The organism is Rhodococcus sp. ACS1, assembly GCF_002300155.1.
GTDB classification, from domain to species: domain Bacteria; phylum Actinomycetota; class Actinomycetes; order Mycobacteriales; family Mycobacteriaceae; genus Rhodococcus_F; species Rhodococcus_F koreensis.
Window position 1 is genome coordinate 273704 of the sequence record NZ_NSDZ01000003.1, and the last position, 26251, is coordinate 299954.

27 protein-coding genes are annotated in these 26251 nt (G+C 67.1%); 19 read left to right on the forward strand and 8 right to left on the reverse strand.

Going from position 1 to position 26251, the window contains the following annotated elements:
* Nucleotides 1-15: 15 nt before the first annotated feature.
* Nucleotides 16-549 carry a putative immunity protein gene (locus CJ179_RS11770; RefSeq protein WP_095861600.1) on the reverse strand — a complete coding sequence of 178 codons (534 nt, stop codon included), beginning with the start codon at nucleotides 547-549 and terminating at the stop codon, nucleotides 16-18.
* A gap of 191 nt (nucleotides 550-740) precedes the next feature.
* On the opposite strand from CJ179_RS11770, the gene CJ179_RS11775 reads away from it, so the two are divergent.
* Genes CJ179_RS11775 through CJ179_RS11790 form a run of 4 tightly spaced genes read left to right on the forward strand, consistent with a single transcriptional unit; the run spans nucleotide 741 to nucleotide 5109 of the window.
* Entirely contained in the window at nucleotides 741-1118 is a 378-nt protein-coding gene (locus tag CJ179_RS11775; protein WP_072946779.1) for a PEP-utilizing enzyme, read from the forward strand.
* A complete protein-coding gene (locus CJ179_RS11780; protein ID WP_257015452.1) occupies nucleotides 1115-2311 on the forward strand; it encodes a hypothetical protein in 1197 nt (398 codons plus the stop codon). The genes CJ179_RS11775 and CJ179_RS11780 overlap by 4 nt, the downstream gene beginning before the upstream one ends.
* A 3-nt stretch (nucleotides 2312-2314) precedes the next feature.
* The gene (locus tag CJ179_RS11785) at nucleotides 2315-3940 is read left to right on the forward strand and encodes a PEP-utilizing enzyme (protein ID WP_095861601.1); all 1626 of its coding nucleotides are present in this window, start codon (nucleotides 2315-2317) and stop codon (nucleotides 3938-3940) included.
* A 23-nt stretch (nucleotides 3941-3963) separates the two neighbouring features.
* On the forward strand, nucleotides 3964-5109 hold the full coding sequence (locus CJ179_RS11790) for a hypothetical protein (RefSeq protein WP_257015453.1): 1146 nt from the start codon (nucleotides 3964-3966) through the stop codon (nucleotides 5107-5109).
* 45 nt (nucleotides 5110-5154) lie between these two features.
* Here CJ179_RS11790 and CJ179_RS11795 read toward each other — a convergent pair whose 3' ends face one another.
* Nucleotides 5155-5985 carry a helix-turn-helix transcriptional regulator gene (locus CJ179_RS11795; protein ID WP_095861602.1) on the reverse strand — a complete coding sequence of 277 codons (831 nt, stop codon included), beginning with the start codon at nucleotides 5983-5985 and terminating at the stop codon, nucleotides 5155-5157.
* Nucleotides 5986-6150: 165 nt separating this feature from the next.
* On the opposite strand from CJ179_RS11795, the gene CJ179_RS11800 reads away from it, so the two are divergent.
* The 12 genes from CJ179_RS11800 to CJ179_RS11855 are packed head-to-tail and all read left to right on the forward strand — an operon-like array spanning nucleotide 6151 to nucleotide 18370.
* Nucleotides 6151-6822, forward strand: a complete 672-nt coding sequence (locus CJ179_RS11800; protein ID WP_095861703.1) for a PEP-utilizing enzyme — start codon at nucleotides 6151-6153, stop codon at nucleotides 6820-6822.
* A gap of 4 nt (nucleotides 6823-6826) precedes the next feature.
* Nucleotides 6827-8404, forward strand: a complete 1578-nt coding sequence (locus CJ179_RS11805) for a hypothetical protein (RefSeq protein ID WP_095861603.1) — start codon at nucleotides 6827-6829, stop codon at nucleotides 8402-8404.
* Nucleotides 8391-9860 carry an AMP-binding protein gene (locus CJ179_RS11810; protein WP_095861604.1) on the forward strand — a complete coding sequence of 490 codons (1470 nt, stop codon included), beginning with the start codon at nucleotides 8391-8393 and terminating at the stop codon, nucleotides 9858-9860. Before CJ179_RS11805 ends, CJ179_RS11810 begins: the two co-directional genes overlap by 14 nt.
* A gap of 23 nt (nucleotides 9861-9883) precedes the next feature.
* On the forward strand, nucleotides 9884-10492 hold the full coding sequence (locus CJ179_RS11815; protein WP_095861605.1) for a hypothetical protein: 609 nt from the start codon (nucleotides 9884-9886) through the stop codon (nucleotides 10490-10492).
* Nucleotides 10489-12228, forward strand: coding sequence for a pyruvate, phosphate dikinase (locus CJ179_RS11820; RefSeq protein WP_095861606.1), 1740 nt, complete (start codon nucleotides 10489-10491; stop codon nucleotides 12226-12228). Before CJ179_RS11815 ends, CJ179_RS11820 begins: the two co-directional genes overlap by 4 nt.
* Complete coding sequence (locus CJ179_RS11825) at nucleotides 12225-12728, forward strand: biotin/lipoyl-containing protein (RefSeq protein ID WP_095861607.1); 504 nt, start codon at nucleotides 12225-12227, stop codon at nucleotides 12726-12728. Before CJ179_RS11820 ends, CJ179_RS11825 begins: the two co-directional genes overlap by 4 nt.
* The gene (locus CJ179_RS11830) at nucleotides 12721-14130 is read left to right on the forward strand and encodes an acetyl/propionyl/methylcrotonyl-CoA carboxylase subunit alpha (protein WP_095861608.1); all 1410 of its coding nucleotides are present in this window, start codon (nucleotides 12721-12723) and stop codon (nucleotides 14128-14130) included. Before CJ179_RS11825 ends, CJ179_RS11830 begins: the two co-directional genes overlap by 8 nt.
* Nucleotides 14127-15629, forward strand: a complete 1503-nt coding sequence (locus CJ179_RS11835) for a carboxyltransferase (protein WP_072946722.1) — start codon at nucleotides 14127-14129, stop codon at nucleotides 15627-15629. Before CJ179_RS11830 ends, CJ179_RS11835 begins: the two co-directional genes overlap by 4 nt.
* Entirely contained in the window at nucleotides 15626-16039 is a 414-nt protein-coding gene (locus CJ179_RS11840) for a Zn-ribbon domain-containing OB-fold protein (protein ID WP_095861609.1), read from the forward strand. Before CJ179_RS11835 ends, CJ179_RS11840 begins: the two co-directional genes overlap by 4 nt.
* Nucleotides 16036-17175 carry a thiolase family protein gene (locus CJ179_RS11845; RefSeq protein ID WP_095861610.1) on the forward strand — a complete coding sequence of 380 codons (1140 nt, stop codon included), beginning with the start codon at nucleotides 16036-16038 and terminating at the stop codon, nucleotides 17173-17175. The genes CJ179_RS11840 and CJ179_RS11845 overlap by 4 nt, the downstream gene beginning before the upstream one ends.
* Nucleotides 17172-17948, forward strand: a complete 777-nt coding sequence (locus tag CJ179_RS11850) for a tyrosine-protein phosphatase (RefSeq protein WP_095861611.1) — start codon at nucleotides 17172-17174, stop codon at nucleotides 17946-17948. The genes CJ179_RS11845 and CJ179_RS11850 overlap by 4 nt, the downstream gene beginning before the upstream one ends.
* Complete coding sequence (locus tag CJ179_RS11855; RefSeq protein ID WP_095861612.1) at nucleotides 17939-18370, forward strand: SRPBCC family protein; 432 nt, start codon at nucleotides 17939-17941, stop codon at nucleotides 18368-18370. Before CJ179_RS11850 ends, CJ179_RS11855 begins: the two co-directional genes overlap by 10 nt.
* A gap of 76 nt (nucleotides 18371-18446) precedes the next feature.
* On the opposite strand, the gene CJ179_RS11860 is transcribed toward CJ179_RS11855, so the two are convergent.
* The 3 genes from CJ179_RS11860 to CJ179_RS11870 form a co-directional block, all read right to left on the reverse strand.
* Complete coding sequence (locus tag CJ179_RS11860) at nucleotides 18447-19010, reverse strand: pyridoxamine 5'-phosphate oxidase family protein (protein ID WP_095861613.1); 564 nt, start codon at nucleotides 19008-19010, stop codon at nucleotides 18447-18449.
* Between the two features lie 66 nt (nucleotides 19011-19076).
* Complete coding sequence (locus CJ179_RS11865) at nucleotides 19077-20078, reverse strand: MerR family transcriptional regulator (protein ID WP_095861614.1); 1002 nt, start codon at nucleotides 20076-20078, stop codon at nucleotides 19077-19079.
* A gap of 14 nt (nucleotides 20079-20092) precedes the next feature.
* A complete protein-coding gene (locus tag CJ179_RS11870) occupies nucleotides 20093-20758 on the reverse strand; it encodes a HEAT repeat domain-containing protein (RefSeq protein WP_095861615.1) in 666 nt (221 codons plus the stop codon).
* Nucleotides 20759-20857: 99 nt separating this feature from the next.
* On the opposite strand from CJ179_RS11870, the gene CJ179_RS11875 reads away from it, so the two are divergent.
* On the forward strand, nucleotides 20858-21373 hold the full coding sequence (locus tag CJ179_RS11875; protein WP_072946729.1) for a putative immunity protein: 516 nt from the start codon (nucleotides 20858-20860) through the stop codon (nucleotides 21371-21373).
* 9 nt (nucleotides 21374-21382) lie between these two features.
* On the opposite strand, the gene CJ179_RS11880 is transcribed toward CJ179_RS11875, so the two are convergent.
* Both CJ179_RS11880 and CJ179_RS11885 read right to left on the reverse strand, forming a co-directional pair.
* Complete coding sequence (locus tag CJ179_RS11880; protein WP_218834807.1) at nucleotides 21383-21973, reverse strand: hypothetical protein; 591 nt, start codon at nucleotides 21971-21973, stop codon at nucleotides 21383-21385.
* Between the two features lie 16 nt (nucleotides 21974-21989).
* Entirely contained in the window at nucleotides 21990-22925 is a 936-nt protein-coding gene (locus CJ179_RS11885; RefSeq protein WP_095861704.1) for an alpha/beta hydrolase, read from the reverse strand.
* A gap of 76 nt (nucleotides 22926-23001) precedes the next feature.
* Between CJ179_RS11885 and pip the strand changes: the two genes are divergently transcribed.
* Both pip and CJ179_RS11895 read left to right on the forward strand, forming a co-directional pair.
* Complete coding sequence (gene pip, locus CJ179_RS11890) at nucleotides 23002-23958, forward strand: prolyl aminopeptidase (protein WP_095861705.1); 957 nt, start codon at nucleotides 23002-23004, stop codon at nucleotides 23956-23958.
* A 38-nt stretch (nucleotides 23959-23996) separates the two neighbouring features.
* Nucleotides 23997-24902: an amidohydrolase gene (locus CJ179_RS11895; protein WP_095861617.1), complete on the forward strand. Its 906-nt coding sequence runs from the start codon at nucleotides 23997-23999 to the stop codon at nucleotides 24900-24902.
* A gap of 26 nt (nucleotides 24903-24928) precedes the next feature.
* Here the strand turns inward: CJ179_RS11895 and CJ179_RS11900 are convergent, their stop codons facing one another.
* Nucleotides 24929-26098 carry a serine hydrolase gene (locus tag CJ179_RS11900; protein WP_095861618.1) on the reverse strand — a complete coding sequence of 390 codons (1170 nt, stop codon included), beginning with the start codon at nucleotides 26096-26098 and terminating at the stop codon, nucleotides 24929-24931.
* Between the last annotated feature and the right edge of the window lie 153 nt (nucleotides 26099-26251).

The following is a 26251-nucleotide window of genomic DNA, read 5'->3' on the forward strand; positions in this document are numbered from 1 at the left end:
GATCCGCCGCGTCTGTCACTGGCGAAGGGCGGCGTCCAGCATGCGGATCAACTCGCCGACCCGTCCGCCGCCACCCGGTGCCGCCGGAAAGCGTCCGAGTACGTCGACGACGACTGGTGCCGCACGCTGGACCGCCAGCCCGACGTGTTCGGCCCCGAGGGTCCGATCGTCCCCGGCGACGAGTTCGGTCGCTCTCGCCGCGTACGCGGCCGCTCCGAGAATGTGCTTGACCTGGGTGGCCTTCGCCAAGGGATGCAGGTAGGCGGCACCCGCCGCAGCCATCGCAGCCCACGCCGCCTCGCGCGCCGCCTCGGTGTCCGTGCCCTTGGCAGCCGCGAGCGCCGCCCACGCCGCGTCGCGCAGAGGTTTCCCGCGCTCACCACCCCGAGCGAAATCCCACGCGGTAGTGATCGCGTCGCGAGGGCGTGCGTCGTCCGGCTGATCGTCCTCGAATATCTCGAGTACCCCCTCCGCGCACCCCGCGGCGAACGCGGTGACCTCACGAAGATCCTGAATAGTCAGAACGATTTCCGTTGCTTCCCCTGCCATGGATCCATTTTCGACCATCGGCCACAGCTGCGAGGAATTCGGTGGGCGTACCGCCGCTGTGACCGGTATCGAGACTGTCCCCCAAAGTGGACTGTGGCGCACGACACAGCCACTCGTAGCCTTCCTGACACCGACGAAAGTGCGTGTTCAAGACAATCCCACGCCCACGAATGGGCCGAACGGAGTATGTGATGAGCGGAGACCTGAACGAGGTCGGGACCGGTGTCAACCTATTCACCGCAGGGGAGGTTCGCGGTACCGCGAGGTGGTTCAACGACACGGCCGACGTGCTGTCGATCGACGACGACGATCTCGAGGACACGATCGCGTTCGTCAGCAAGGGTGGGATGACCTTCCTGTCGCCGATCCTGCCCGATCTGCGCGCGATCGTCTGTACAGCCGGTAGCCGGGAATCGCACCTCGCGATCCTGTCGCGAGAGTCCGACGTGCCCTGCGTGCTCGCCGCCGAACTGACCGGAACCATCGCAGACGGCGACACTGTGGTGCTGGACCTGTCCGATACCGAGACCGCCCGCGTGGCCGTCGCTGCAGGGGCGGTGACGGCGTGACCGCGCAACTGACCACTCCCGTGAACGTGGAGGCTCTGTACACAGACCCGGCCTACGAGCCCACACTCGAGGAGTGGAACTGGCTCGTGCACGCCGCGGGTGCGGCCTACAAGTCCGAACTGTCCGCGCGGACCGTGTTCGAGTCGGAACTGTTCGGCATGAACACCTACATCCTGATGTCGATGATGGAGGACTACCTCAGGGTGCCGGAGCGCATCCGCACCATCCGGCAGCACGCCACCCCCACCGAACTGGTGCGCAAGGCTCTGCCCATCGGCAACAAGCGCAGCTTCATCAACCTCGCGGCCACCCCGCTGCACTATCTCACCGGTCGTGAGCTGTTCGTCGACCTCGGAGAGAACACCCTGTCGGACGGTCTGGAGGATCAGCTCGAGGTTCTCCGATTCTGGCGCGAGGCGACCATCGCGATGCGCACCGACAACGTCCTGTTCAACATGGACGCGGAGCCGGAGAACAGTTCTCATGTCATCGACGACGACGTGCTGGCGGAGATCCGGTCCCATCTGGTCCCCGCCGACGACGAGGTCAAGGCGGGGATTCGCAAATTCGGTGCGCGGCTGACCGCGTACGCATTCCTGGAGAACTGCGACGCACGCACCGCGGTGTGCGACACCGGGCCCTATCAACTCGAGGACGGCACGTTCCTTGCGCTGCGCGAGACCTGCACGGACGGTGACGGAGACTTCCCCTGGGTCGACGGCATCCGCGAAACGCTGCCCTACCATCATTTCGTCATCGCCTACCGACTGCCTGCCACGGTGAAGATGGACAACAACGTCTGGGGCACTGCCTGGTTCACACCCAGCGACTATCAGGCCGACATCATCGAAACCCGAGTGTTCTGCACCGACGACGGCACCCTCCGCCCACTCGGTGCCGACGAGGTCGAGGAGGCCACCAAAGCGATCCGCAAGGCGCACCGAGCGCTGTACCAGCGGTTGGCCGAAACCGATGCCGAGGAACGCAACCTGTACGCCACCGAGATGTACGCGTGGAAGCTCAAGGCGTGGGCACGACTCGCCGGCTGCTACGACGAGATCGATTGGGCCATAACGCCGCGGATTGCCGAATCCTTCCAGAAGTTCAGCGATCCCGACCTCGCGCTGCAGTTGATCGGCGGCGTCTTCGTTCCGCAGGACCGCGACGGTTGCTTCCGGCCCCTGGGAGGTTAGACGATGTCAATTCTCGGAAAGGGAAATCCGTCGTACGCCTTTGCGCCGGTCACCGGTACAGTGCGACATTTCCGGTCGCCGGACGACGTGATCGCCTCCCTCGACAGCGACCTCGAGTCCACGATCGCTCTCGTCGCGTCGGGCGGCACGACATTCCTCTCACCGATCCTGGGCCGGCTCGGGGGAATCGTCTGTCTGGATGGAACACTCCGCTCACACCTGGCGATCGTGTCACGAGAGTTCGAGGTCCCGTGTCTGGTCGGTACCGAACTGTCCGAGGACATCCCCGACGGCACCGAAATCACACTTCGTATCGAGGAGCAGACGGGGGTCGTTGCTTCCCCGGAAGCTGACACCGCATCGGACCCGTCCGCGGATGTGAGCGCCGCGTGGTGGGAATACATCCGGCGTGTGGGAGACGAGATCGCAGTCAAGGACTTCACGGTCGGCGTCTCGGGCGCTGCGCTCGAGGCACTCATCTCCGAGGAACTCACCGACGACCGCCTCGACGATCTCGTCCAGCACATGGGCCGGGCATTCAAACCTGAATTGACCCGCCGCTCCGGGTTTACGTCCGAACTGTTTCCCATGCTGCCCTATATGTCGCTGTCGGTCATCGAGGATTTCCACAGCTACGTGGATCGGATTCGCGTGATCGACGCGGCTGTGCCGGCGGAAGAGTTGGGTCGCCGGTTGCGTGAGGGGCCGAACAAGGTCAGCCCGCTGTGGATCTGGATGATCGGCTACCACTTTCTCTGCGGTCGAGAGTGCCTGATCCAGATGGGCACCATCGAGCCCGGTGACCACCGGGAGGACATTCGCACCGTCGTGGACTTCTGGCGCCGGCTCACCCTGGCGCATCGTGGTGACGGCACACTCGACTACAAGGACGCCGGATTCACCAACCGGTACCTGTCGACGGCCGTTGTCGACGAGCTGGTCGGCGCGGCAACGGCGTTGGATACGACCACCGCGAAGAGCCTGAAGCGGCTGAACGCCACGGTCTCGGGATACTCGTTCCTGTATTTCTGTGATTCACGGGTCGGCATCTGTGACTCCGGTCCGTATCCGCGGCCGACGGGAAACCGGCAGACGATCGTGCGGGACTATCTCTCCCTCGGCCCCAGTGCATGGGCGTATCCGTGGGCGGGCGATCTGGACCCGCCCTACACCGGATTGACGATGGTCCTGACGTTCGACCGCTCGAAGTTCACCGAGTTCGAAATCAACGACTGGGGAACGACGTTTACCGAACCGGATCAACTTCTCGCCGTCGTCGACGAAGCTGCCGTGTACGGGTATCGCGCCGACGGCACCCGTGAGCTGATCGCGCCGGAAGACTGGCCGGGTGTTGCGGCGGATCTCAGCCGATGCCACATGGGCCTGTATCAGAAATTCGCCACCATGGACCGGAGCGACCGAATCATGGCCGCCACCACCATGTACACCTCAGGGCTTCGCCCCTTTGCCGCCCAGGCCGGGGTGACGGATCAGGTCGACTGGGCGATGTCGCCGAAGACCCTTGCGCTCTATCCTGATCCGTTCGACGACGACGACCGGGCTGCGGCCATATTCGGTGGAGCGTTGTTGGCACACGATATGCCCGGATCCTTCTCACCCATTCGCTGAACCACTCGAGAGGAGGCGCTCACATGCGCCAATCGATGCAGAAACTCATCCACGCCGACGAGCTGTTGTGTCATCAGACGCCCGAAACCTTCGCGACCATCAGCCATGCCGACACGTCCTGGACGGAGAAGCTCTGGTCTTCGCTCTTCGCTCGTGACGGGTCCATCCAGGTCGACATCGGCCTCGGAAAATACCACAACCGGAACGTGATGGACATGTTCGCCGGCGTCTCGCGGGGGAAGGAGCAGCTGACGGTTCGAGCCAGTCGCCAACTCGACCTCGACGGCGAGCGAATCGGTGTCGGACCGCTGGACTACGAGGTCATCGAGCCGCTCCGTCAGGTGCGCTGGGTCCTGCAGGAGAACGACGTGGTCCCACTGCGATTCGACCTCACCGTCACCGGAGTGCTGCCGCCGTTCCTCGAACAGAAGGATGCCCAGCGTGAGTCGCAGGGCCTCCGGGTGCAGTCCGACCTCCTCCGGTACCACCAGGCATCGACGGTCAGCGGTGAGATCTGGCTCGACGGCGAGCGCATCGAGGTCCGCGACGAGGAGTGGTTCGGCTTCCGCGACCACTCCTGGGGAGTGCGGATGGACGTCGGCGAGCCCGCACCGGATGTCTTCAAACCTCAGCGGCTCGATGGCGACTTCATTCTCACCTGGAGTCCGATGTGGATGCAGCGTCCCGACGGGTCCAGCTACGAGATCCACCACTATCTGCAATGGGTCGACGGTGCGGTGACCTACTTCTCGGGCTTCGAGAATCTTCCCGACGGAACCCAGCGCCCGCTGCAAGGATTGAGAGACGATCTCAAGTACGACCCCGACAACAGGCGACTCCTCGGTGGGACGCTGACCTTCGATGCGGGGTGGGGCGAGACGCGCACCCTCGAGATCGAACCGGTCAGTGACACCGGGTTCCACCTCGGCACGGGACTGTACTTCGGGTTCAAGGGCCAGCGGCACGGGCAATGGCAGGGACCCGAACACCTCGACGGTGAACGGTACGCGGACGTTTCCGATGCCGACACCGCAAGAGAGGTACACCAGTTGCGGGACTGCGTAATCCGTTGCCGCGAAGGCGACGCCGTCGGGTACGGCATCTTCGAATCGATGGTGATCGGTGAACATCCCCGCTACGGGCTGACGAAGGAGACGTCCTTCCTCTGACCGGAGCGTGACGGGGCCGCGGACGAATAGTCCGCGGCCCCTTTCTCATATCCGCTGCGCCCGCGCCAGCAGCGCCAGTTCCATCCGTGACTGGCAACCGGTGGTCGTGAGGATTCGGGTGACGTACTTCTTCACGCTGTCCTCGGCAAGGGAGAGGATCTCGGCGATCTGCGCATTCGACAATCCGTCCGCGACGAGCCGGACGACCTGCCGCTGCCGCACGGAGAGCCGTGCAAGGGCGGCCTGCGACTTCGACGCGGGCAGTCCGCGAGCCATGGCGGACATCTGCTGGCTCAGCAGGCGCAGCGTGGCCGCCTCGGAGGCGCCGATCTTGCCGGGTTCCGGGTCGAACATCCCCAGCAATGCCGTGTGTCCCGCGCTCAACTCCAGGCGCAATGCGGCAGCGGTCTGCATGCGCCACGTGGAGGAGAGGAAGTATCTGACGTAGGCGTCCGCCGCCGCCGGCAACTGGCCCATCGACTGCAGTTCGTCCAATGACGACACCCCGCTGGAGACGAGTTGCCGCATCGCCGCCGGCGTGCCGAAGATGTCGTAGCGGGCCCACCGGTCTTGGTACTCGGGCAGCATCTTGGCGGTTTTGCCCGCTGTCAGGGGTGCCGAGTCCTCGAACACGGTGTGGAAGGTCGCGCCGGCGAAGAACGAGACATGTCTCAGGGCGAAATGCTCACTGATCGCCTCGACGGCCCGTTCCTTGAAGTCGGGAAGGCAGGCCGCACCGGAGCACTGTTCGAGGATGTCGAAGGCGCGCTCGTAGTCGGCCTTGCTCAGGTTGGCTCGGAACGGGGAGCGGTTTCGGGACGAGGACTTTGCACTCGGCGTTGTCCCGGAAGTGTCCCCCAACGTGGACTGGGTCACACCACGGAGCGTAACTAGTTTTAGGTCACAACGCCAAGAAGCCGGAGAAAAAATACCAGGTAGCCACCTGTTTCCGGCCGCGTAGGCGGCTGCGTCCGTCCCGAGGAAACGTGAGGTGACATGTCCGACTCCGTGGTTACGCCCCCGAAATGGGGATCGACCGAAATGCTCCCATTGCCGGGCCGCTTCAACACCGCTGTGCGGTCGTTGGCGGCACAACGATTCTCCGCCACCGGCGAGCGGTGGAAAGACAGCGTGTTCGAACGCCAGTTCGAGATCTTCTCGGTGGAGGATGCGCGAGCGATCGAGCAGGAGGCCCTGGATTCCGGGTACCGGTTCGAGTACTCCGCGACGGTCTCGCTCGAATCCGAGCCGCACAAGTACAAGCGAACCGACCGAGAGGCGCGGGAGTTCTCGGAAGACCGGGACTCGGACGGTCGCCGTCACGTGGGTATCGGCGACAACGTGATCAAGAAGTCCCAGACGGTCATCGGACCGGTCGCGTTGATCTCCGCCGTCGAGCAGGTCATGGAATTCCTCACCGACGGCATCCCGCCCGGCACGATCGCCGTGATCGACGACTCGGGCGGCACCTTGACCGCACCGATCATCGAAGGGTTCGCCGGCGTCATCTGCCTCGGCGGCACCGTGCGCTCGCACCTGGGCATCCTCGCCCGTGAGTACGACGTCCCCACACTGATGAATTGCAAGATCAACGACCTGAAGAACGGCGACCTGGTCGAACTCGAAGTGACCGCGGCGCCCCCGGCAGCGGATGCATACGAGACGGGTGACACCGGGCATGCCCGGATCTGGCTGATCGAAAGCGAGAGCTGAGACCATGGCGAATCTGAACTACCGGACCCTGCTGGAGACCAACAACTACCTCCGGAGTCTGTCCGACACCACCTACTGGCTGTGCATCACGCGGACGGTGCAGGAGTCGAAGCTGTTCCCGATGAACCCGTATATGCTGGTGAGCTATCTCAACAGCTTCTACCGGTTGCCGACCCTGTTGCGCGAGATCGACGCGGCGACGCCCGCCGAGGAACTCGGAGACCGCGCCCGCGAGGTCAGCCTGAAGGTGGACACGGTCAACGCGGCGTGGGGCATGCCCGCGTTCTACCTCATCGGCCGCGAGATGCTGATGAACTGGGGCCTGCTGCGGCCCACCGACGCGGTCGACGACGTCGTCGACGTGCTCGACTTCTCCCGGCGGTTCAATCTGGCCTACCACCGCAACGACGGACACCTGACGAACAAGGAATTCGGCGACCGCAGCCAGTTCCTGCCCGAACGCACCCTGCAGGTCTTCGAGTCCGATCTGCACGGTGTGGTGCCCGGTGACCGGCTGCACACCGCCGCAACCAAACTCGTCGCCCAACTGTCGCAGTACGCGTTCCTCGCGCACTGCGAGTGCCGCATCGGTCTGCACAACAGCGGCCCCTACGACTTCGGCAACAACCGGCAGATGATCATGCGGGACTTCTTCGACCTCACCGAAGGCGATTACCCGTGGCTCGACGGCATCGCCACCCAATTGCCGTTCAACAACCTCACGATCCCGATCGTCTTCAAGGGCACCAACTTCCACTTGATGGACGACTGGGCGTCCTTCGAGGCCGAACCCGGATACAACGCCGCCAACATCGAAGCGGTCGGGATGTACACCTCGGATGCGTTGACCGACGGCTACATTCCGGTCGGCATGGACGACGCCGACACACTGGCCGACACCATGGAGCAGTACCGGGAGATCCTCAACGAGGCGACCACCGACCTGTGGAAGCGGATCGCGACCTGGTCACGCGAGCAGATGATCGACGCCGGCGCCCTGGTCTACTCCTCGGTCGGCAAGGACTTCGCGCATCTCGCCGGAACCTACCGGCAGGACGACTGGTTCCAGGTCGACGAACGAGTGCAGCGGTTCAAGCCCCTGCTCAACGACGAATACGGACGCGACAACCTCGGCGAGATGGTGGGCCTGCTGGGATTGCCCCACCAGACGAGCAACGAGTACACCATGGCCCGCTACTCCGACCTGAACCGCAACATGCTCACCGGCATCCCCTACTCGGTGCTCAGCGACGACGACTACGCACCGACCGCCGGTGACCGGTTCGCCGGCTCGTCGAGCCTGCCCGGCAAGACCGGCTTGTGGGCCACTAGCGTCGGACGCATCGACATCGACGACTACAACACGCGCGCAAAGGGATTCACTCCCGCCGTGCTCGACGGCGGCAACCGCTACCTCGACGAGGAATGGGTGAAGTGGAACCACGGGACCCCGCAGGCGGACGAGTTGTACCGCCTCGCGCAGCGAGGCTCACGGAACATCGAGGGCCGCGGATCCGGGCTGCGTCGGGCCGACCTGCCCGCCACGGACGAGACGAAGGGGTCTGGCGATGCAGATCGGTGACCTGATCCGCCGCGCCGGGCGGCAGTACGGTGCCGCGCCCGCGCTGATCGACGGCGACCGAGTGGTCAGCTTTGCCGAGTTCGACGAACTCACCGACCGGCTCGGCCACGCACTGCTGGCCCGCGGCCTCGATGCCGGTGACCGTGTCGCGGTGCTCATGCCGAACGGTATCGACGGCGTCGTCGTCTATTACGCGCTCGCGAAGGCCGGGCTGGTCCGGGTCCCGCTCAACGTGCGCGAGACGGCCCACGAGCACGCCTACAAGATCGAGGATTCGCAGGCGCGAGCCCTGGTCTACGCAGGGGATCCCCCTGCCCGGGTCGAGTTGATGATCACCGCCGACGAGCTGCCCGGACTCGTCGCCGGCGCGCCCGACGGCCCGTGTGACGTCTGGCGCGACCAGGACGAACCGCTGCGGTTGGCCTACACCGGCGGCACGACCGGCAAGCCCAAGGCGGTGGTCCTCACCACGCGCAGCGAGCTTGCCGAAGTGGCGAATTTCCTGGTCGACCTGCTGCCCAACCTCCGACCGGACTCGGTGATGCTGCACGCCGCCCCGATCACCCACGGCAGCGGCGCGTTCTTCCTTCCGCACCTGGTCAAGGGCGCCCCGAACGTCATCGTGTCGAAGTTCTCGCCCGGCGCCTTCCTCGAGGCCGCGCAGAAGTATCGGGCCACGTCGACGTTCATGGTGCCGACGATGATCGCGATGCTGCTCGAGGATCCCGCCACGGCAACAGCGGATCTCGCCCTCGAGCGCTTGTGCTACGGCGGAGCCCCGATCGCGACCAGCGTGCTCCAACGCGGAATCGACATCCTCGGACCGGTTTTCGCGCAGCTCTACGGTCAGGCGGAGGCCCCGCTGGCGATCACCTGCCTGCAGCCGTGGGAGCACACACCGGAACGGCTGACCTCCGCCGGTAAGCCCTACACCTTCGTCGAGGTGCAGGTCCGGGCCGCCGACGGCACCGTCCTCGGACCGGACGAGGTCGGGGAGGTCCTGACCCGGGGGCCGCACACGATGAGCCGGTACTGGCGTCGCCCGGACGCCACCGCCGAGACGATCGAACCGGACGGCTGGCTGCACACCGGCGACATCGGACGCTGGGACGACGACGGGTACCTGCACCTGCTCGACCGCAGGCACGACGTCATCATCTCGGGCGGCTTCAACGTCTACCCCCGCGAGGTCGAAGACGCCCTGCTGACCCACCCTGCCGTCGTCGAGGCCGCCGTCGTCGGCCTGCCCGACGACAAGTGGGGCGAACGGGTCGCCGCCGCCGTCGTCACCCGCTCCACCGCCGAGCCCGACGAGATCCTCGAGTTCTGCGCCGATCGACTCGCCGGATTCAAACGACCTCGCTCCCTGGAAATCTGGCCGAACATCCCCACCAGTCCGGTCGGGAAATCCCTGCGCCGCGAAGTGCGCGACCGCATGGTCGCCGCGCAGGTGTGACCCCGACACCGAAAGGACCCATCATGCTCGACCCCAACGAACTCACCATTCACACCCTGACCCTGCGTCAGCTCGGATCCGCCGAGCAGCTCGCCGAGATCAACGCCCTCCCGATCGCCGACGTCGAGGCGGCGCTGGAGAAGGCCGTCGCGGATGGGGCGGTGATGGCCGCACGCGGCAACTACATGATCACCCCGGCCGGCCGCGAATTCCTCGACGACGTGTACGCCCGCGCCTTCGCCGGTCTGCGCGCGGACCCGGCCGTCACCGACGCGATGGACTCCTTCGAGACCGGTGTCAACAAGCAGGTCCTCACCCTGACCACCGATTGGCAGACCATCGAGGTCGACGGCGCCCGCGTCAGCAACGATCACGCCGACGCCGACTACGACGCCAGGATCGTCGAGAAGCTCGGCCGCGTGCACGAGAAGACCCAGAAGGTCCTTCAGCCCCTGGCCCAGCAGAACCCGCTGGTCGATCGATTCCTCGACCGGATCGGCGCGGCGCTGATCCGCGCAGAGGGCGGCGAGACCGACTACGTCAGCGGCGTCCGCGTCGACTCGGTCCACACCGTGTGGTTCCAGATGCACGAACACATCCTCCGCCTCACCGGACGGGAGCGCCCCGAATGAGCACCGCAACAGGTCTTCGCTGGCTGGTCGTCCCCGACGAGAACGCCGCCGAGCCGAGTCGCGATCTGGTCGGCGGGAAGGCATGGAGCCTGTGGCGGATGCGGTCACTGGGTCTGCGGGTGCCACCGGCGTTCGTCGTCACCACCGCGGCCTGCGCGGCCTACTTCGCCGACGGCGGCCTGCCCGAGGGGCTGGCCGACGAACTGATCACCGGAATCCGCTTGCTGGAGAAGCAACTCGGCCGCACGTTCGGCGGCACCGAACGCCCGCTGCTGGTGTCGGTGCGCTCCGGCGCCGCGATCAGCATGCCCGGCATGATGGACACCATCCTCGACCTCGGCTGCAACGACGACGTCGAGGCCGCCCTGGCCGCCGAAAGCGGCGACCGCGACTTCGCCGCCGAGGTGCACCGCCGCTTCACCGGCTTCTACGGCCGACTCGTCCTCGGCTGCACCGAGGAACTCGAAGACCTGCCCGATACCGCGTCGGTCCGGGCGGCGATCTCCTCCGACGTCGGTGATGCCGTGCCGGCCGACCCGTGGGAGCAGCTACGCGCCGCGGTGGCCGCGGTGTTCGCATCGAGTCGATCTCGGCGTGCCCTCGCCTACCGCAAGCACTACGGCATCCCGGACGATCTCGGCACCGCGGTCACCGTGCAGGCGATGGTGTTCGGCAACCTCGACGACGATTCCGGCACCGGGGTGCTGTTCACCCGTAACCCGGTGGACGGCTCCCGCGAACCGTACGGCGAATATCTGCAGCGCGGGCAGGGCGAGGACGTCGTGTCCGGCCGGGTCACCCCGAAACCCCTGACCGACCTGGAGGAGCGCTGGCCGGCCGTGCACGCCGAATTGCTCGACGCCGCCGAGCAACTCGACCGGGAGGGACGCGACGCGCAGGACGTCGAGTTCACGGTGCAGAGTGGCGAGCTGTTCCTGCTGCAGTCCCGCCCGGCGAAGCGCACCGCCCGTGCCGCCCTGCGGATCGCCGTCGAACTCGTCGACGAGGGTGTTCTCGAACCAGGGGAAGCCCTGTCCCGGGTCACCGCCGAGCAGATCCGCACGCTGCTGCGCCCGGAGATCGCACCTGGCGCCGCCGGCACCGCTGAGGTACTGGTGACCGGGGTGGCCGCCAGCCCGGGTGTCGCCACCGGTGTGGTCGTGGATACTCCCGAAGCGGCACAGGCGAACCCGGGAAGCATCCTGGTCCGCAAATCGACCAGCCCGGACGACGTTCACGGCATGATCGCGGCCGCCGCCGTCGTCACCGAGCAGGGCGGCGCAACCTCACACGCCGCCGTGGTCAGCCGGGCCCTGGACACCCCCTGCGTCGTCGGCTGCGGCACCGACACCGTGGCAAGCCTGGTCGGCCGCACCGTCACGGTCGATGCGACCACCGGCCGGGTCTACGCCGGCGAACTGCCGACCTCGGCGGTCGACGAGAGCGAGGACGAGGATCTGCGCCGCCTCACCGAGTGGGCGAGCAGTGCCACCTCTTTGCGAGTGGGTCCCGACGTGGCGGCGGAGCCGGTGTTCGATGCCGACTCCCTTGCAGCCGAAGAGATCGGTGAGCACATACCCGACATCCCACCCGGAACCAAAACCGTTTGTGGAGCGGTGTTCTGCGCTCCGGACGGAGTCCGGGCAGCCCTCGACGCCGGGGTCGAAGCGGTTGTCACCACCCATCGGCTGCCGGTGCTTCTTGCAGCCATCGCACACCAGAGGAGCACGTCATGACCACGGCGGATCGTGTGACCCATCGCGAGGTGCAGGAGATTCTCCGTACCTTCCAAGAGTCGGGATGGGCTTCGATGACCCTCGAACTCGACGGTATTCGCGTCACCGTCGGCAAGGACGGCCCGCCGGCACCGGCTCCGACCGCTGTGGCTCTATCCGCGCCGGCGGCTCCTGCCCCTGCTCCTACCCCTGTGGCAGCGTCGTCTGCGGCCGCGCCCACCCCGGCGGCGCCGCCTGCCGTCGACACCACCGGCTGCATCGAGGTGCGAGCCCAGACCGTCGGCGCCTTCTGGGTGGCCCCCGGCCCCGGCGAGCCGCCGTTCGTCCAGGTCGGGCAGGCCGTCGAGGCAGGGCAGCAGATCGCCATCGTCGAGGTCATGAAGTTGATGAACCCGGTGGTCACTCCACAAGGCGGAGAGATCGTGCAGATCTGCGCCACCAACGCGGACCTGGTCGAATTCGACCAGCCGCTGTTCCTGATCAGGCCGACCGATGGCTAGCCCGTCGACCCTGTCCACCGAATCACCGCGCCGCACGCCGCTCCGGCGGGTCCTGGTCGCCAACCGCGGGGAGATCGCGGTCCGCGTGATCAAGGCCTGCCGGGCCCTCGGCATCGAAACGGTAGCCGTGACCTCGATCGTGGATCGCGACGGGCTCGCCGCCCGGATGGCCGACCGCGCCGTGTGCATCGGCCCCGCCCCGGCATCGCAGAGCTACCTGGCGATCCCCGCGGTGCTCAGCGCCGCCCTCGGCGCCGGGTGCGACGCCGTCCATCCCGGCTACGGGTTCCTGTCGGAGAACCCGGAATTCGCCGCCGCCTGCGTCGCCGAGGGACTCACTTTCGTCGGACCGCGGCCGGAAGCGGTCGCGCAGGCCGGCGACAAGGCCCGCGCCCGTGAACTCGCCCGCTCGGCCGGCATCCCGGTGCTGTCGGGATCGCCGGTGGTCGACTCCACCGAGGCCGCGGTCGCCGCGGCCACCGAGCTCGGCTATCCCGTCCTGGTCAAGGCCGCCGCCGGTGGCGGCGGCCGGGGAATGTCAGTGGTCGAGAACGAGTCCGAGCTGAGGGCCCGCTGGTCGTCGGCTGCGGCCGAGGCCCAGTCGGCGTTCGGCGACGGACGACTGTACGTCGAGCGATTCATCCGCAACGCCCGCCACATCGAAGTCCAGGTGCTCGGGGACAAACACGGCAACGTCATCCACCTCGGTGAGCGCGACTGCACCCTGCAACGGCGTCACCAGAAGGTCGTCGAGGAATCGCCCGCTCCGAATCTGCCCGAGAAGATTCGTCAGGACATCCGACGCAGCGGGGTTCTGTTCGCCGAGGCGCTCGGGCTCGACAGCGCGGGAACCGTCGAATTCATCTACGACGCAGACTCCCACGAGTTCGCGTTCCTCGAGTTCAACGCCCGAATCCAGGTCGAACACCCGGTGACCGAGATGGTCACCGGCGTGGACCTCGTCGCCGAGCAGCTGCGCTCGGCGGCCGGCGAACCGCTCCGGTTCACCCAGGACGACATCGACCTGACCGGACACGCCATCGAAGTCCGCATCACCACCGAAGACCCGGCCCGCGGCTTCATCCCCAACCCCGGGACGGTGCACACCTGGGAACCGCCGGAGGGCGAGGGCATCCGCGTCGACAGCCACTGCGAACCTGGTTACGTCGTGACCCCCTACTACGACTCCCTGCTCGCCAAGATCGTGGCACACGGCCCCGACCGGGACGTCGCCGCGGACCGGATGGTCGCCGCCCTGGGCCGACTGGGGGTGACCGGAGTTCCCACCACCGCGGATTTCGCGCGGGTGGCTCTGGACCATGCGGACTTTCGCGCCGGCACCGTCACCACCGACTGGATTGCCTCTCGGGGCCTCCCCGACTACTTGGAGAAGATCTCATGAGTTTCCTCGACAGTGCCCCGCGCAACGCCGACGGCAGCAAGCGCAAGATCGACATCGTCGACCAGACCCTGCGCGACGGCCCCCAGAGCTGGTGGGGCATGCGGCTGCGCAAGGACATGGGCCTGCCCATGGCGTCCGAGCTGGACCGCACCGGCTTTCACACCATCGATCTCGCCGGCAGTTCGATCTTCGAGGTGCTCGTGCGGCACTGCAAGGAAGATCCGTGGGAGCAGTTGATCTCGCTGTCGAAGTCGATGCCCGAGACGACGGTCCGAGCAGGAACCCGCAGCAACGGGATCGTCACATTCGGCCTCACTGCCGACAGCGTGATGGACCTGTGGGTGCAGCGGCTCAGCGCTCACGGCGTCGGCAGCTTCTGGATCTACGACGGGCTGTTCAACATCGACAAGATCGGCCGCCTCGTCAAGACCGTGCAGGCCGAGGGTGGTCAGGCGCTGCCGTGCATCCTCTACGCCGACACGCCGTACCACACCGACGAGTACTACGCCGCCCGCACACGGGAGCTGGTCGCGACCGGTGCGGACGGTATCGAACTCGAGGATGCCGCCGGCCTGCTGACCCCCGAGCGCACCCGCTCGCTCATCGCGGCCATCAAAGGTGCGGCCGGAAACCTGCCGGTGGAGGTCCATTTTCACAGCAACAACGCGCTCGCGCCGCTGAACTACCTGGAAGCTGTCCTCGCCGGCGCTGATCGTGTGCACACGGCAAGCCGCCCGCTCGCGGCGGGAGTGTCGCTGCCCTCGACGGAGAACACGGTGGCGAACCTGCGCTACGCCGGCTTCGACGTCGACCTCGACGAATCCCGCTTCGCCGCAGTCGAACAGCACCTCCTGCGCGTCGCGGAGTACGAGGACCTGCCGGTCGGCCAGCCGGCCGAGTACTCCCTGTTCCAGTACCGGCACCAGCTTCCCGGCGGAATGGCGGGCACCTTCAAAGCGCAGCTGCGTGACCGCGGCATGGAAGATCGTTTCGAGGAGGTCCTCGACGAGATGTCCCGGGTGCGGGAAGAACTCGGCTACCCCGTCATGGCCACCCCGTTCTCGCAGCTGGTCGGTACGCAGGCGGTGCTGAACGTGGTGACGGGATCCCGGTATTCCGTGGTTCCGGACGAGGTGATGATCTATTCGCAAGGCTTCTACGGCAAACCCGTCGCCCCGATGGATCCGAACGTGTACGACACCATCATGAGTTCGCCCAAGGCGAAGAGCTACGAGAACTGGGAGCCTCCGCAGCCGAGCCTGGGCGACCTGCGGAAGAAGTTCGGCGAATCGATCAGCGACGACGAATTGCTCCTGCGACTGCTCGTCCCGGAGAACGACATCGACGTCATGCGCGCGACCCCGCAACGCAACCGCGACTTCGCCCCGACCAGCAAGCAGATGAAGTACATCCGTGAACTCGTCGAGACGTCCGTGGGTGCCTACCTGCACATCGAGGCCGAAGACTTCTCGCTGACCCTGGAAGGCGATCACCGATGAGCGAGCTGGGTGTGGGGCGGCCGACCAAGCGCCGTGCCGGCTCCGCCGTCGGGGGACTGCCCGTCGCCGACTCGCGGCCGGTCCTCGACGGCGATGCCGTGCTCGGCTCCCGGTGCACGGTGTGCCGGTACCCGACCGCGCAACAGCATCTGCCGTGGTGCCCGGTGTGCTACGCCTCCACCGAACCGGCCCGCTTCGCCCGCACAGGCAGGACCTGGTCATCCACCGTGGTCGCGATCCCCGTGGGCACCCGCCGGCCACCGTTCGGGCTGGCGTACGTCGACCTCGACGACGGCCCCCGGGTACTCGTTCACCTCGGCGAACCCGCGGTACTCGAGATCGGTACACGGCTCGAGATCGCCGGAGCAGACGACGGCGACCTCGTCGCCATTTCGGAGGTGCAGCGATGAACCAGGCCATGTTGTGGGGCGTCGGAACCTCGTTCTACGGCCGATTCCCCGACCAGCGAGTCGAGTCACTCGCCTGGACCGCAGTCGCCGAAGCGGTCCGGGACGCCGGTATCCGGCCCGACGCGATCGACGCCATCATCGTCGGATCCGTGTTCGGCCCGCCCGGGGTGGCCACCCGCATCCAACGCGGACTCGGCATTCCTTCCGTGCCGATGTGGACCGTCGAGAACGCCTGCGCCAGTGGCACCGCCGCCTATCACGAAGCGGTGGAGGCCGTGCGGCACGGGCGATTCGAGTGCGTGCTGGTTCTCGGGGTCGACCAGATGTCGACCCTGTTCTCCGGTGCCATCGTGCCGGAGGCGACGGACCCGGAAGGCGCTGCGTCGCTGCCGTTGCCGGGGCTCTACGCCCTGCAGGCGCAGCGGTACGTCGGCGAATTCGGTGTCACCCCGGAACAACTCGCGGCCATCGCGGTCAAGAACAAGACCAACGGGATGGACAACCCCCGCGCCCAACTACGCGACACGGTGCCCACGATTCGGGAGGTGCTCGACTCCCGCATGATCGCCGAACCGCTGACGTTCCTGCAGTGCTGCCCGACCAGCGACGGGGCCGGCGCCGCCATCGTCGGCGGCGACCGCGGCAACCGCACCGACCTGCGGATCGAGGCCTCCGCGATGGTCTCCGGTGCCCTGTGGGACCAGCGCAGCGAGGACGTCTGGGGATTTGCCAGCGTCGCCCGCGCCGCCGAGAAGGCCTTCGCGCAGGCCGATCGCACCCCGCAGGAGATCGACGTGCTCGAGGTGCACGACGCCTTTACCATCGGTGAGATCATCACCCTCGAGGCGCTCGGCATCGCACCCCGCGGCAAGGGTGCCGAACTCGCCCCCTCCGGCCACACCACCCGCGACGGTGCGCAACCGGTCAACCCGAGTGGAGGGCTGCTCTCGCGCGGGCACCCCCTCGGCGCAACCGGAATGGCGCAGCTCGCCGAAATCGCATGGCAACTGCGCGGACAGGCCGGACCGCGGCAGGTCGCCCGGCACCGGGTCGGGCTCGTCGAGACGATGGGTGGGGGAGCGGCCGGAATGGACGGCAACGCCTGCGTGGTCACCATCCTGTCCACACAGTCATGACCGCGACCTACGCAGGGCTTCTCGGGTTCCGCGACGTCGGCGGACTGCGAACTCGGGGCGGCGGGCACGTACGGTCTGGAGTGCTCTTCCGCAGCGGGACACCGCAATTCCTGGACGAGCAGTCGGCGCGGGCACTGATCGCAGACACCGGGATCCGGGCGACCATCGATCTGCGGCTGCCCCACGAGGTCGCGGTGGAAGGGCGAGGACCGCTCGACGAGTTGAGGGTTCGCCACTTCCGTCACCCGTTCAGCATCGGCGACCGCGTGGCCGAGGACTCGGCGGTTGCCCCGATGGACGGCGACGATCCGCTGGTCACCCGCTATCTCAAATACCTGGCCGAGGATGCCGCCGGGGTCGTCTCCCTGACCACACGGCTTCTCGAACCCGCCGTTCTCCCGGTCTTGGTGCACTGCACCGTCGGCAAGGACCGGACCGGGGTGGCGGTGGCACTGCTCCTCGACGCCATCGGGGTGCTCCGCGAGGACATCGCCGCCGACTACGCGGCCGCCCCCGACGACGTCGCCGTATCCATGCGGCGTCTGCGGCAGATGACGTCGTACGGCCCCGCCGCCGACCTCTACCCACCGGAGGCATGGACGGCGCCCGCGGATGCGATGGGACGGTTCCTCGGCAACGTCGACCGTCGGTACGGCGGGACCCGCAACCTGCTCCAGGACAACGGTATAGGGCCGGAGAAGATCCGCCGACTGACCGAACTGCTCCTCACCCACGACGACGCAACGAAGAAAGTGAGCGCCGCATGCGAGTAACTGAAACCTACGTCATCCGGGCAACACCCGATGCCGTGTGGAAAATCGGCGGAGACACCGCGAACGTCGCGGACTGGATCCCCGCGCTGGAAAAGTCCCACCAACACGGTGACCTGCGATACGCGACCTTCGCCAACGACGGAGGCGAAGCGACGGAGCGGATCGTCCACCACGACGATCCGCAGCGAAGCTACACCTACGAGTACGTCTCCGGGCCCCTGCCCCTGTCGTTCTATTCCTCGAACTTCACCGTCAACCCCCATCCCGAGGGCGCCGAAGTCGTGTGGAGTGCCGAGTTCGCATCCCCCTCCCCCGAGAGTGAACCCGAACTCGCAGCGGCGATCACAGACATCTACCGGGCCGCGTTGATCGAATTGGCCAACCACACAGAAGCGCAGCGCGGCCCGGTTTCCGTCGAGTAGCTCGTCCAGCCGGCCACGGAGATCGGCGGTCCACCCGTCGCGCTGTGGTTCCGGCGATCCCATGCAGGCATCGTCATCACACCGAGCGGTCGGTGGGATCGATCGAGGGTCGTGAATCCGACTGCGCGACAAGCTTCGCGAAATCCGCGGCGTAGACGGTCATCCAGTGCGGATGCAGCCGGTAGTAGACCACGTCGTTGTCCCAGTCGAAGGAGTCTTCGCCGTAGAAGCCTTTGAAGTAGTCGAGCAGGTCGGGCCAGTCCGCGGCCGGCTCGCCGTCCTGCGGGTTGAGGATCTCCACCGTGCCGTGCGTGAACACGCCCAGGTCTTCACCGCGCATGTGCGCGGCACTGGCGGCGGGCCGGGCGGCGAGGTGGCGGGCCTTGGCCGCGTCGCGCGCCGTGCCGAAGTGCCACTTCCCCCGCAGGAAGTGCCCGTCCACTCCACTGATCCGCGGTTCGCCCGTGGCTGTGACGGTGGACAACGCAAGCGTGCACATGCCGGTGACGACCTGGGTGAGCTGCTCCGCGGTCAGTGTTCTGTCGGTGTCGATGATCGAACGTAGATGTGCGGTCGAGCGGGACAGCGAGGCGTCGAGAAGTCGCTGGAGTTCGCTGAGCTCTTCGGGTGTTTCGCGCATGGAGGTCCTTGTCTGTCGATGGTGGAACCATGCTCGCACTGAGACCCTGACATCGTGTGTCAGGAATTATCCGCGATCCTGCGCCTGCATGATCGCTGCCGCGGTGGACGCGATCGTCCGGTCGCCGTCGTGGGTCAGCCGGGTGAGTGCCGTCCGTGCCGCGGTGCCGGGAATCTCGGCGAGGGCCTGCGTGATCCGCAACCGGGTGGGCGCGTCGTCGACGGTGTCGAGCGTGTCCTGCATGGCCCCGACGATGTCGTCGGCCGTCGGAGAGAGGGTCGTCAGCAGACCCAGCACCTCGGCGGCCTCGACGTCGAGCCGCCCCGTGACGACCATCTGGAGGAGGACGGGTATCGACTCGCTGTTCCCGCGAGAGCCGAGCGCCAGGGCCGCGTACCCGCGGACCGTGGCGTCCGAGTCGTCGAGGGCACGTCTCAGATGTACGGCGGCCTCCTCGGTGTGGATTGCCGCTATCGCGGTGGTGGCGCGACGCCGGACGTCGACCTCCGCCGCGTCCAGGCCGTTGGCGAGATCCGCGAGTCCTCGACCGGCGATCCTCGCCAACGACCACTGCAGCGCGCCGGCCACATTGAGGTCGTCCTCCGAGAGGGCAGCCTCGACCAACGCCTCGACGGGCAGCGACGCCTTCCCGTTCGCAGAGAGGATCGCCTGTTGACGCCGGGCGGCGGACTCCGATTCGAGCGCCCGCAACAGGGTGACGAGGTTCAGGACGTCGTCCCACTCCGCGGGGGAGGCAGCGTCGACGCTTTCGAGCCTGCCGAGCAGTTCCTCCTCGGCGGCGATCCGCCGGCGGGTGTGCCGAATGAGGTCTCCCACCAGATCGGCCGGTGCGAAATCGGGCTCGTCCAGTGCGCGCTTGGCCTCGTTCAACGACAGCCCCAACGTCCTCAGGCTCTCGACGTGGAAGAGCCGTCGGATGTCATCGGCGGAGTACTCGCGGTAGCCACCCGACGTGCGGCCGGTTGGCTCGACCAGTCCCAACCTGTCGTAGTGGCGCAACATCCGTGTACTGACACCGCACCGCCGCGAGACCTCGCCGATCAACATCCCCATCTCCTCCCTTACGTGTCCGGACCGGCGACCGCGACGCGCGTCGCCATCTCGAGTGAGAGGGCGAATCCGCTGTCGGGGTCGTGGCAGAGCTGCCTCGTCGCATCGGCATGCGCGCGAACGTGCGGATCGGGACTGGTCCCGGCTGCGTCGAGGACCGGTAGGGCAGCGTCCCCGAGTCCCACGAAGGCACGGCTCAGACTGAGGTGCATCTGATGGTCGCCGCGTCCGAGTTCGATCATCAGTTCGGCCGCGAGCGCAGCCTCGCCGCCGGGTGGGACGAGGACCACGGCCGCCCGCCACGCGCTGCGCGCGACCTCGTCGTGCTCGTCGTGCAGCAGTGCGGACACCGCGGGCCAGGCGAGCCGATCCCCGATCTTGGACAGGGTGTGCAGCGACTGACTGCGGGCCTGCGCGGAGCCGGACCCGAGCTCGTGGACCAGTCTCGGCACCGTGACCTCGGCGGGCAGGCGGCACAAAGCCCAGGTCAGCATGTCGCGGACGTAGAAGTCCGGTTCGACGGCACACCGATCGACGAGAGCGTCCGCGAATCGGGGATCGGGGTGCGTGCCCGCAGCGAGCGCCGCCCGCAGCCGGGCCGACGGGTCGGTCGCGGCCAGAGCGTCGACGAGGTGAGCATTCGGCCCACCCTGGTTGGTTGTGTTCACGACAACCACCTCCTTCGCCGACCATTCGAGTCCTTGTCACTGTGTCAGGGTCAAGCGCCGGTGTCCGGGAACGTCGGTTGGGTGGTGCACGTGTTGGAAGATCTAGCCATGATCCTCCCGAAGGTCCGAGACCCGCGCTTCGTGACGATCCGCCGCGGTGGCACCCTCACCGACGCGGATCACCAGCTTCTGGCCCTGTGGGCGGCATCGTGCGCGGAGCACGTGCTGAACCTGTTCGAGTCGGTTCGGCCCGACGACCCACGACCGCGTGACGCGATCGAGAACGCCCGCGCCTGGGTGCGTGGGGAGGTCAAGATGATGGAGGCCCGCGCCGCCGGCGGGCATGCCATGGGCGCGGCCAGAGACCTGCGTGGAGCCGCCCGGCACGCCGCCTATGCTGCGGGGCAGGCCGGGGCGGTCGCGCACGTCGCGGCGCACGAACTCGGTGCCGCCGCCTATGCGATCAAAGCCGCACGTGCTGCCGCGCCCGCGGGTGAGGGCGACGCAGCGGGACGACGTGAGTGCCGTTGGCAGCGTGACCAACTCCCCGAGGCGATTCGCGAACTCGTCCTCGACGACCAGCGGTTGCGGAACGACATCTGCTGGTCGGTGTTCGACTGCTGAGCGCGTCGGCTACCGGGCGTCACCCGTCCGGGCGGGGCGGCGTCCCCGTCCGAGCACCCAGCCGGCGTAACCGATGAACACGACCCCGGCCCCGGCACCGGCCGCCGCGCTCGGCGAGACGGCGCCGGCAAGCCCGAGACACGCGGCGGCCACCGCGACGAGCGCCGCGACGACACCGGTCAGGGCAAGGCCCCGGGCGTGAAAGACCCTGCCCAGCGGAATGAAGTGGACACCGACGACGAACAGCGTCCACGCCGCGTCGTACGCCTGATGCCCGACCGTGGCAAGGAGGAGGTTTCCGACCACGATCAAAACCACCTCCACCGCAACGGTGAGCCAGTAGCGGCGGCGGACTCGTGGGTCTGCCATCGGAGAGCCGGTCGTCGTCAGTCGGCGCACCAGCAGCATCACCAGCGCGACCAGGAGTAGCGCCGAGATCACCGACCCGGCGACCAGGTACGGGACCCACGGTGCGGGCGGGTCCTGCTGCGCCCAGCCGAACCAGGCGATCCCCGCGACCGCCAGCACCGCTGCGCCGATCACCTCGCCGCGATCCCAGAGCGCCGCGATCGGTGCTACCGGAACGGAATTATCGGACAACTGATTCGAACGGTACTCACTGATGCCGACCACCTCCTGCACTCTCGCGGCGGTGGCTGTTCAGCCACATCTGCATGTCGTCGTGGGCCGCCCGAGCCATCGGGGTCGGGTGGCCGGTGAATCCGTGGGGTGAGTCCGGGTAGATACGGAGATCGACGTCGACGCCCGAAGCGGACAGCCGTGCGGCCATGGCCAGGTTGTCGTGGAGCAGGATGTCGGCGTCCCCGACCACCATCAGGATCGGCGGCAGATCGGTGAGGTCGGCGTAGATCGGGGAGAGGTCGGGATGAGTGCGGTCCGACGCCGCGCCCGCGTAGGCGTCGAGGAAGTACTCGTCGGCGATCAGGCGTCCGGCGGGTGTCTGCGCGCTGAGGTCGTACGTTCCGAACTGCAGCACGGCGGAATCAATGGCGAATATCCCCCGATCGCGCAGCCGTAGAAGCGTGGTCATTGCGAGCGTTGCACCGGCCGAGAAGCCGCCGATGGAGAGCTTCGTCGTCCCGAAGCGGTCCGCGGCGTGCTCGACGAGCCAGAGTGCGGCGGCTTCGCAATCGTCGGGTGCGGCCGGCCACGGGTGTTCCGGAGCGAGCCGGTAGTCCACGCTGACGACCGCGACGCCGAGCGCGTCCGCGAGTCGGCGGTTGCGGACGTCACTGCCGGCAGCCGACCCCATGTAGAAGCCGCCGCCGTGGATCTCCAGGTAGACACCCGTCGCGGCCCGGCCGACGGGGGCGTGAATCCGCAGCGGGACTCGAAGACCACCGCTGACGACGACCTCCTCGACAGCCGGCGGTTGCGACGGGGCGGGGGCGGGGGCATCGGCTCGGACCGATCGAAGTTCCGCCCCGCTACTCGGACTCCGACCGGCGACGCGCTTCGCGTAGAACGCCCGCGACGCGTCGACGAGAGGCAGCAGGCGCGGGTCGATCAGATCAGTCAGTCCGAAGTGCATCGAGATCACAGTACGGACAGGACCCGCAATCCATCTCGTGACGCGCGGACGTCCGGCGTCGTGGCAGGGTGAGGCGGTGGGCGACGCACTGTATCCGGCGGTAGAGCCGTACGAGTCCGGACTCCTCGACGTCTCCGACGGTCACCGCGTGTACTGGGAGACCGTCGGGACCCCAACCGGGATCCCCGTCGTGTACCTGCACGGCGGACCGGGCTCGGGGAGTACCGCGGGAGCGCGACGCTATTTCGACCCGACCGCGTTCCGGGCGGTGCTGTTCGACCAGCGCGGGTGCGGTCGCAGCACGCCGTTGGCGGACGGCCCCGACTACGACCTGGGGTCGAACACGACCGCGCACCTGGTCGACGACATCGAGCGCCTGCGTGAGCATCTCGGGATCGAGCGGTGGATCGTCACCGGCGTCTCGTGGGGCGTCAGCCTGGGATTGGCATACGCACAGAAGTGCCCGGAGCAGGTGATTGCGGCGGTGTTCGGTGCGGTCACCACGGGTTCCCGGCGGGAGATCGACTGGATCACCCGCGCCATGGGGCGCGTGTTCCCGCAGCAGTGGGAACAGTTCGTCGCGGGTGTGCCGGATAGTGAACGGGCGGGGGACCTCCCGGCCGCCTACGCCCGCCTGCTGGCCGACCCGGACCCGGAGGTGCGCCGGACGGCGGCAATGAGGTGGTGTGCGTGGGAGGACACGCATGTTTCGCTGATGCCGGGGTGGCAGCCGAACCCGCGCTACGACGATCCCGCATTCCGGAGCGTGTTCGCGCGGTTGGTGACGCACTACTGGTCACACGACTGCTTCCTCGCCCCGAACGAGATCCTCGACGGGATGGGCGCCCTCGCCGGCATCCCGGCGATCCTGGTACACGGACGTTACGACGTGTCCGGGCCGTTGGACACCGCGTGGGAGATCGCGCGAGCCTGGCCCGGCAGCAAGTTGGTCGTGCTCGACGACGCCGGGCACGGGGGAGAAGGATTCGCCGCCGCAGTCACCGCCGCCGTGGATAGTTTCAACGCGAGTTGAGCTCAACCAAGTCTCGGCCGGTCGTGCAGAAGTGAAATATGCTGTGTGAGGTGGACATTGTCGATGCGCACCATCATTTCTTGAATCTGCCCGACCTCGCGTACCCGTGGATCGACAATCGCCCACCCGCGCTGACCGCGCTGCTGTCGAATTACTATGACGCGGCACGCCGATACCTGCCGCACGACTACCGGGCACAGGTCGACGGGATACCCGTCGCGGCCTCGGTCGCGTGTGAGTTCGGAGCAGCGGACGGTGTCGCGGAGGCCCTCTGGATTCAGCAGTGCGCCGATCGTGTCGGCGTTCCGAACGCCTTCATCGCGGCCGCGCAGCTCGAATCGGATGGTCTGGCAGATGTTCTCGCGCGATACCGGGATCTGCCGGTGGTCCAGGCGGTGCGTCAGCCGCTGTACTGGGCGGAAGACCCCGTCAAGCGTCTGGGTGCGCGGGGCGACTACCTGTCGGACCCGGCCTGGCTGCGCGGGTTCGAGAAGGTCGCCGACGCGGGGCTGGTGTGGGAGCTGCTCGTATACGACGAGCAGCTACCCGACATGCACGAACTCATTGCTGCGTTTCCCGACACCACCTTCGTGTTGGAGGCGGTCGGCTGGCCCGTCGACCTCACTGCCGACGGCTTCTCCCGGTGGGAAGAACGCCTCGGTGCGGTGAGTCAGTTTCCGAACGTCGTCCTCAAGTTTCAGGGAATCGCCCTCATCTTCGGAACTTCGCTGGACGCGATCGGGAGCTGGGTGCGGACGGCGCTCAGAATCTTCGGCGCCGGACGATGCATGTTCGCCTCCCATTACCCGATCGACCATCTGCTGTGGGACAGCGACACCATGGTGTCCACCGTGCAGGCAGCCCTCGACGACCTGTCGTCGGCGGAACAGGCTCTGTTCTTCGGCGAAACCGCGCGGCGGGTGTATCGTTTGCCGGCGCGTTAGGCTCACCGAACGCACCACAGCGGAGATCAGACGTTCGGGGGTCGGTCCGGGACGAGGAGAGCGCCGATGTCTTTGCCGATGGGGACGGCGTTGTTGTTGTCGGAGTTGGCTTTCGGTCCGAGGGTGCAGTAGACGACAATCGTCGTGTCGGTTTTCGTGTCGTAGAAGGCGACGCCGTTGTAGCCGCCGAACGCCGGGTTCATGTAGAGCCAGTCGTCGATGTGGACGACCCCGAACGCGAAGTATTTCTGCGCCGTCATGGGGCCGAGGCCGGCGGTGCTGGGGGCCATCATTTCCTTGAACTGCTCCTCGGAGAGCAACTTGCCTGCGGCGAGCGCACGCACCCACACGGAGACGTCGGCCAGGGTGGAGTTCATGTTGCCGCTGTTGAGGAATGCGGTGGGGTTCCAGAACGTGGAGTCCTCGAAGACGCCGCGTTCATTCGTGTAGCCGTGCAGCGTCGGCTCCGTCATCTGGGGTGTGAGGACGACGACGCTGTCGTTCATGCCCAGCGGGTCCAGGATGCGCTGCTGGATGAGGTCGTGGAGGGTCGTTCCGGTGGCCTTTTCGAGGACCACACCGAGCAGGCACAGATCGCTGTGGGCGTACGCCCAATTGGTGCCGGGTTCGAACAGCGGCGGCCGCGCGTTGGCGAGGTCGAAGATCTGCTGCGCAGTGAAGCCCGCCATCGGGTTGGCGTAGAACTGCTTCAGGAATTCGGGGTCGGTGACGTAGTCCGCGATGCCGGTGGTGCTATTGGCGAGCATCCGCGGGGTGATCTTGTCGGCGCGCGGGAAGTCGGGGACCCATTCGGCGATCGGCTTGTCGAGGGGGACGACGCCGTCCTTGTCGAGTTGCAGCAGCACCGTCGACAGCATCGGCTCCATCGGCTGACCCACCCGCAGCTGCATGTCGGGCGTCGCGGGGACGCCGATCGGGGATCCGCCCAGCGCGCCGACGGTGACCTGCTCGTCGCCGCGCCACACACCGAACACGGCGGACGAGAGGTCGAGTTCGGTCATCTTGCCTTGGACGATCTGTTCGATCTTGGCGGCGTCGGGCGATTCCGGGGCTGTCGACTCCGTCCCACCGCCGCTGGTGTCATCCGATCCGCAGGAGAGGGTGGCGAATCCGATGGCGACGGCAAGGGCGGCGGATGCACCGCGGCGCACCCACCGGTGAGTCGGCTTACTCATAACGGACGATCCCTTCGACGAGCGGGAATCTTGCGGGAGCAGCGATACGTGAATCTACCGTCGCCGACGCCGCGCGGGGAGCAAACGGCGGGTGCGCCCCGTCCGATCCGGTGATCGTGGTGCCTGCCGGCGTTCTCCCGAAGCCTGAGCAGC

What these genes read in the sequence shown, in the direction of transcription:
- CJ179_RS11775 (WP_072946779.1), top strand. Translation starts at nt 741, where the DNA reads ATGAGCGGAGACCTGAACGAGGTCGGGACCGGTGTCAACCTATTCACC.
- CJ179_RS11850 (WP_095861611.1), top strand. Translation starts at nt 17,172, where the DNA reads ATGACCGCGACCTACGCAGGGCTTCTCGGGTTCCGCGACGTCGGCGGA.
- CJ179_RS11845 (WP_095861610.1), top strand. Translation starts at nt 16,036, where the DNA reads ATGAACCAGGCCATGTTGTGGGGCGTCGGAACCTCGTTCTACGGCCGA.
- CJ179_RS11800 (WP_095861703.1), top strand. Translation starts at nt 6,151, where the DNA reads ATGCTCCCATTGCCGGGCCGCTTCAACACCGCTGTGCGGTCGTTGGCG.
- CJ179_RS11895 (WP_095861617.1), top strand. Translation starts at nt 23,997, where the DNA reads ATGCTGTGTGAGGTGGACATTGTCGATGCGCACCATCATTTCTTGAAT.
- CJ179_RS11900 (WP_095861618.1), bottom strand. Translation starts at nt 26,098, where the DNA reads ATGAGTAAGCCGACTCACCGGTGGGTGCGCCGCGGTGCATCCGCCGCC.
- CJ179_RS11875 (WP_072946729.1), top strand. Translation starts at nt 20,858, where the DNA reads ATGATCCTCCCGAAGGTCCGAGACCCGCGCTTCGTGACGATCCGCCGC.
- CJ179_RS11770 (WP_095861600.1), bottom strand. Translation starts at nt 549, where the DNA reads ATGGCAGGGGAAGCAACGGAAATCGTTCTGACTATTCAGGATCTTCGT.
- CJ179_RS11825 (WP_095861607.1), top strand. Translation starts at nt 12,225, where the DNA reads ATGACCACGGCGGATCGTGTGACCCATCGCGAGGTGCAGGAGATTCTC.
- CJ179_RS11785 (WP_095861601.1), top strand. Translation starts at nt 2,315, where the DNA reads ATGTCAATTCTCGGAAAGGGAAATCCGTCGTACGCCTTTGCGCCGGTC.
- CJ179_RS11860 (WP_095861613.1), bottom strand. Translation starts at nt 19,010, where the DNA reads ATGCGCGAAACACCCGAAGAGCTCAGCGAACTCCAGCGACTTCTCGAC.
- CJ179_RS11835 (WP_072946722.1), top strand. Translation starts at nt 14,127, where the DNA reads ATGAGTTTCCTCGACAGTGCCCCGCGCAACGCCGACGGCAGCAAGCGC.
- CJ179_RS11885 (WP_095861704.1), bottom strand. Translation starts at nt 22,925, where the DNA reads ATGCACTTCGGACTGACTGATCTGATCGACCCGCGCCTGCTGCCTCTC.
- CJ179_RS11810 (WP_095861604.1), top strand. Translation starts at nt 8,391, where the DNA reads ATGCAGATCGGTGACCTGATCCGCCGCGCCGGGCGGCAGTACGGTGCC.
- CJ179_RS11805 (WP_095861603.1), top strand. Translation starts at nt 6,827, where the DNA reads ATGGCGAATCTGAACTACCGGACCCTGCTGGAGACCAACAACTACCTC.
- CJ179_RS11820 (WP_095861606.1), top strand. Translation starts at nt 10,489, where the DNA reads ATGAGCACCGCAACAGGTCTTCGCTGGCTGGTCGTCCCCGACGAGAAC.
- CJ179_RS11830 (WP_095861608.1), top strand. Translation starts at nt 12,721, where the DNA reads ATGGCTAGCCCGTCGACCCTGTCCACCGAATCACCGCGCCGCACGCCG.
- CJ179_RS11840 (WP_095861609.1), top strand. Translation starts at nt 15,626, where the DNA reads ATGAGCGAGCTGGGTGTGGGGCGGCCGACCAAGCGCCGTGCCGGCTCC.
- CJ179_RS11855 (WP_095861612.1), top strand. Translation starts at nt 17,939, where the DNA reads ATGCGAGTAACTGAAACCTACGTCATCCGGGCAACACCCGATGCCGTG.
- CJ179_RS11790 (WP_257015453.1), top strand. Translation starts at nt 3,964, where the DNA reads ATGCGCCAATCGATGCAGAAACTCATCCACGCCGACGAGCTGTTGTGT.
- CJ179_RS11865 (WP_095861614.1), bottom strand. Translation starts at nt 20,078, where the DNA reads ATGTTGATCGGCGAGGTCTCGCGGCGGTGCGGTGTCAGTACACGGATG.
- CJ179_RS11815 (WP_095861605.1), top strand. Translation starts at nt 9,884, where the DNA reads ATGCTCGACCCCAACGAACTCACCATTCACACCCTGACCCTGCGTCAG.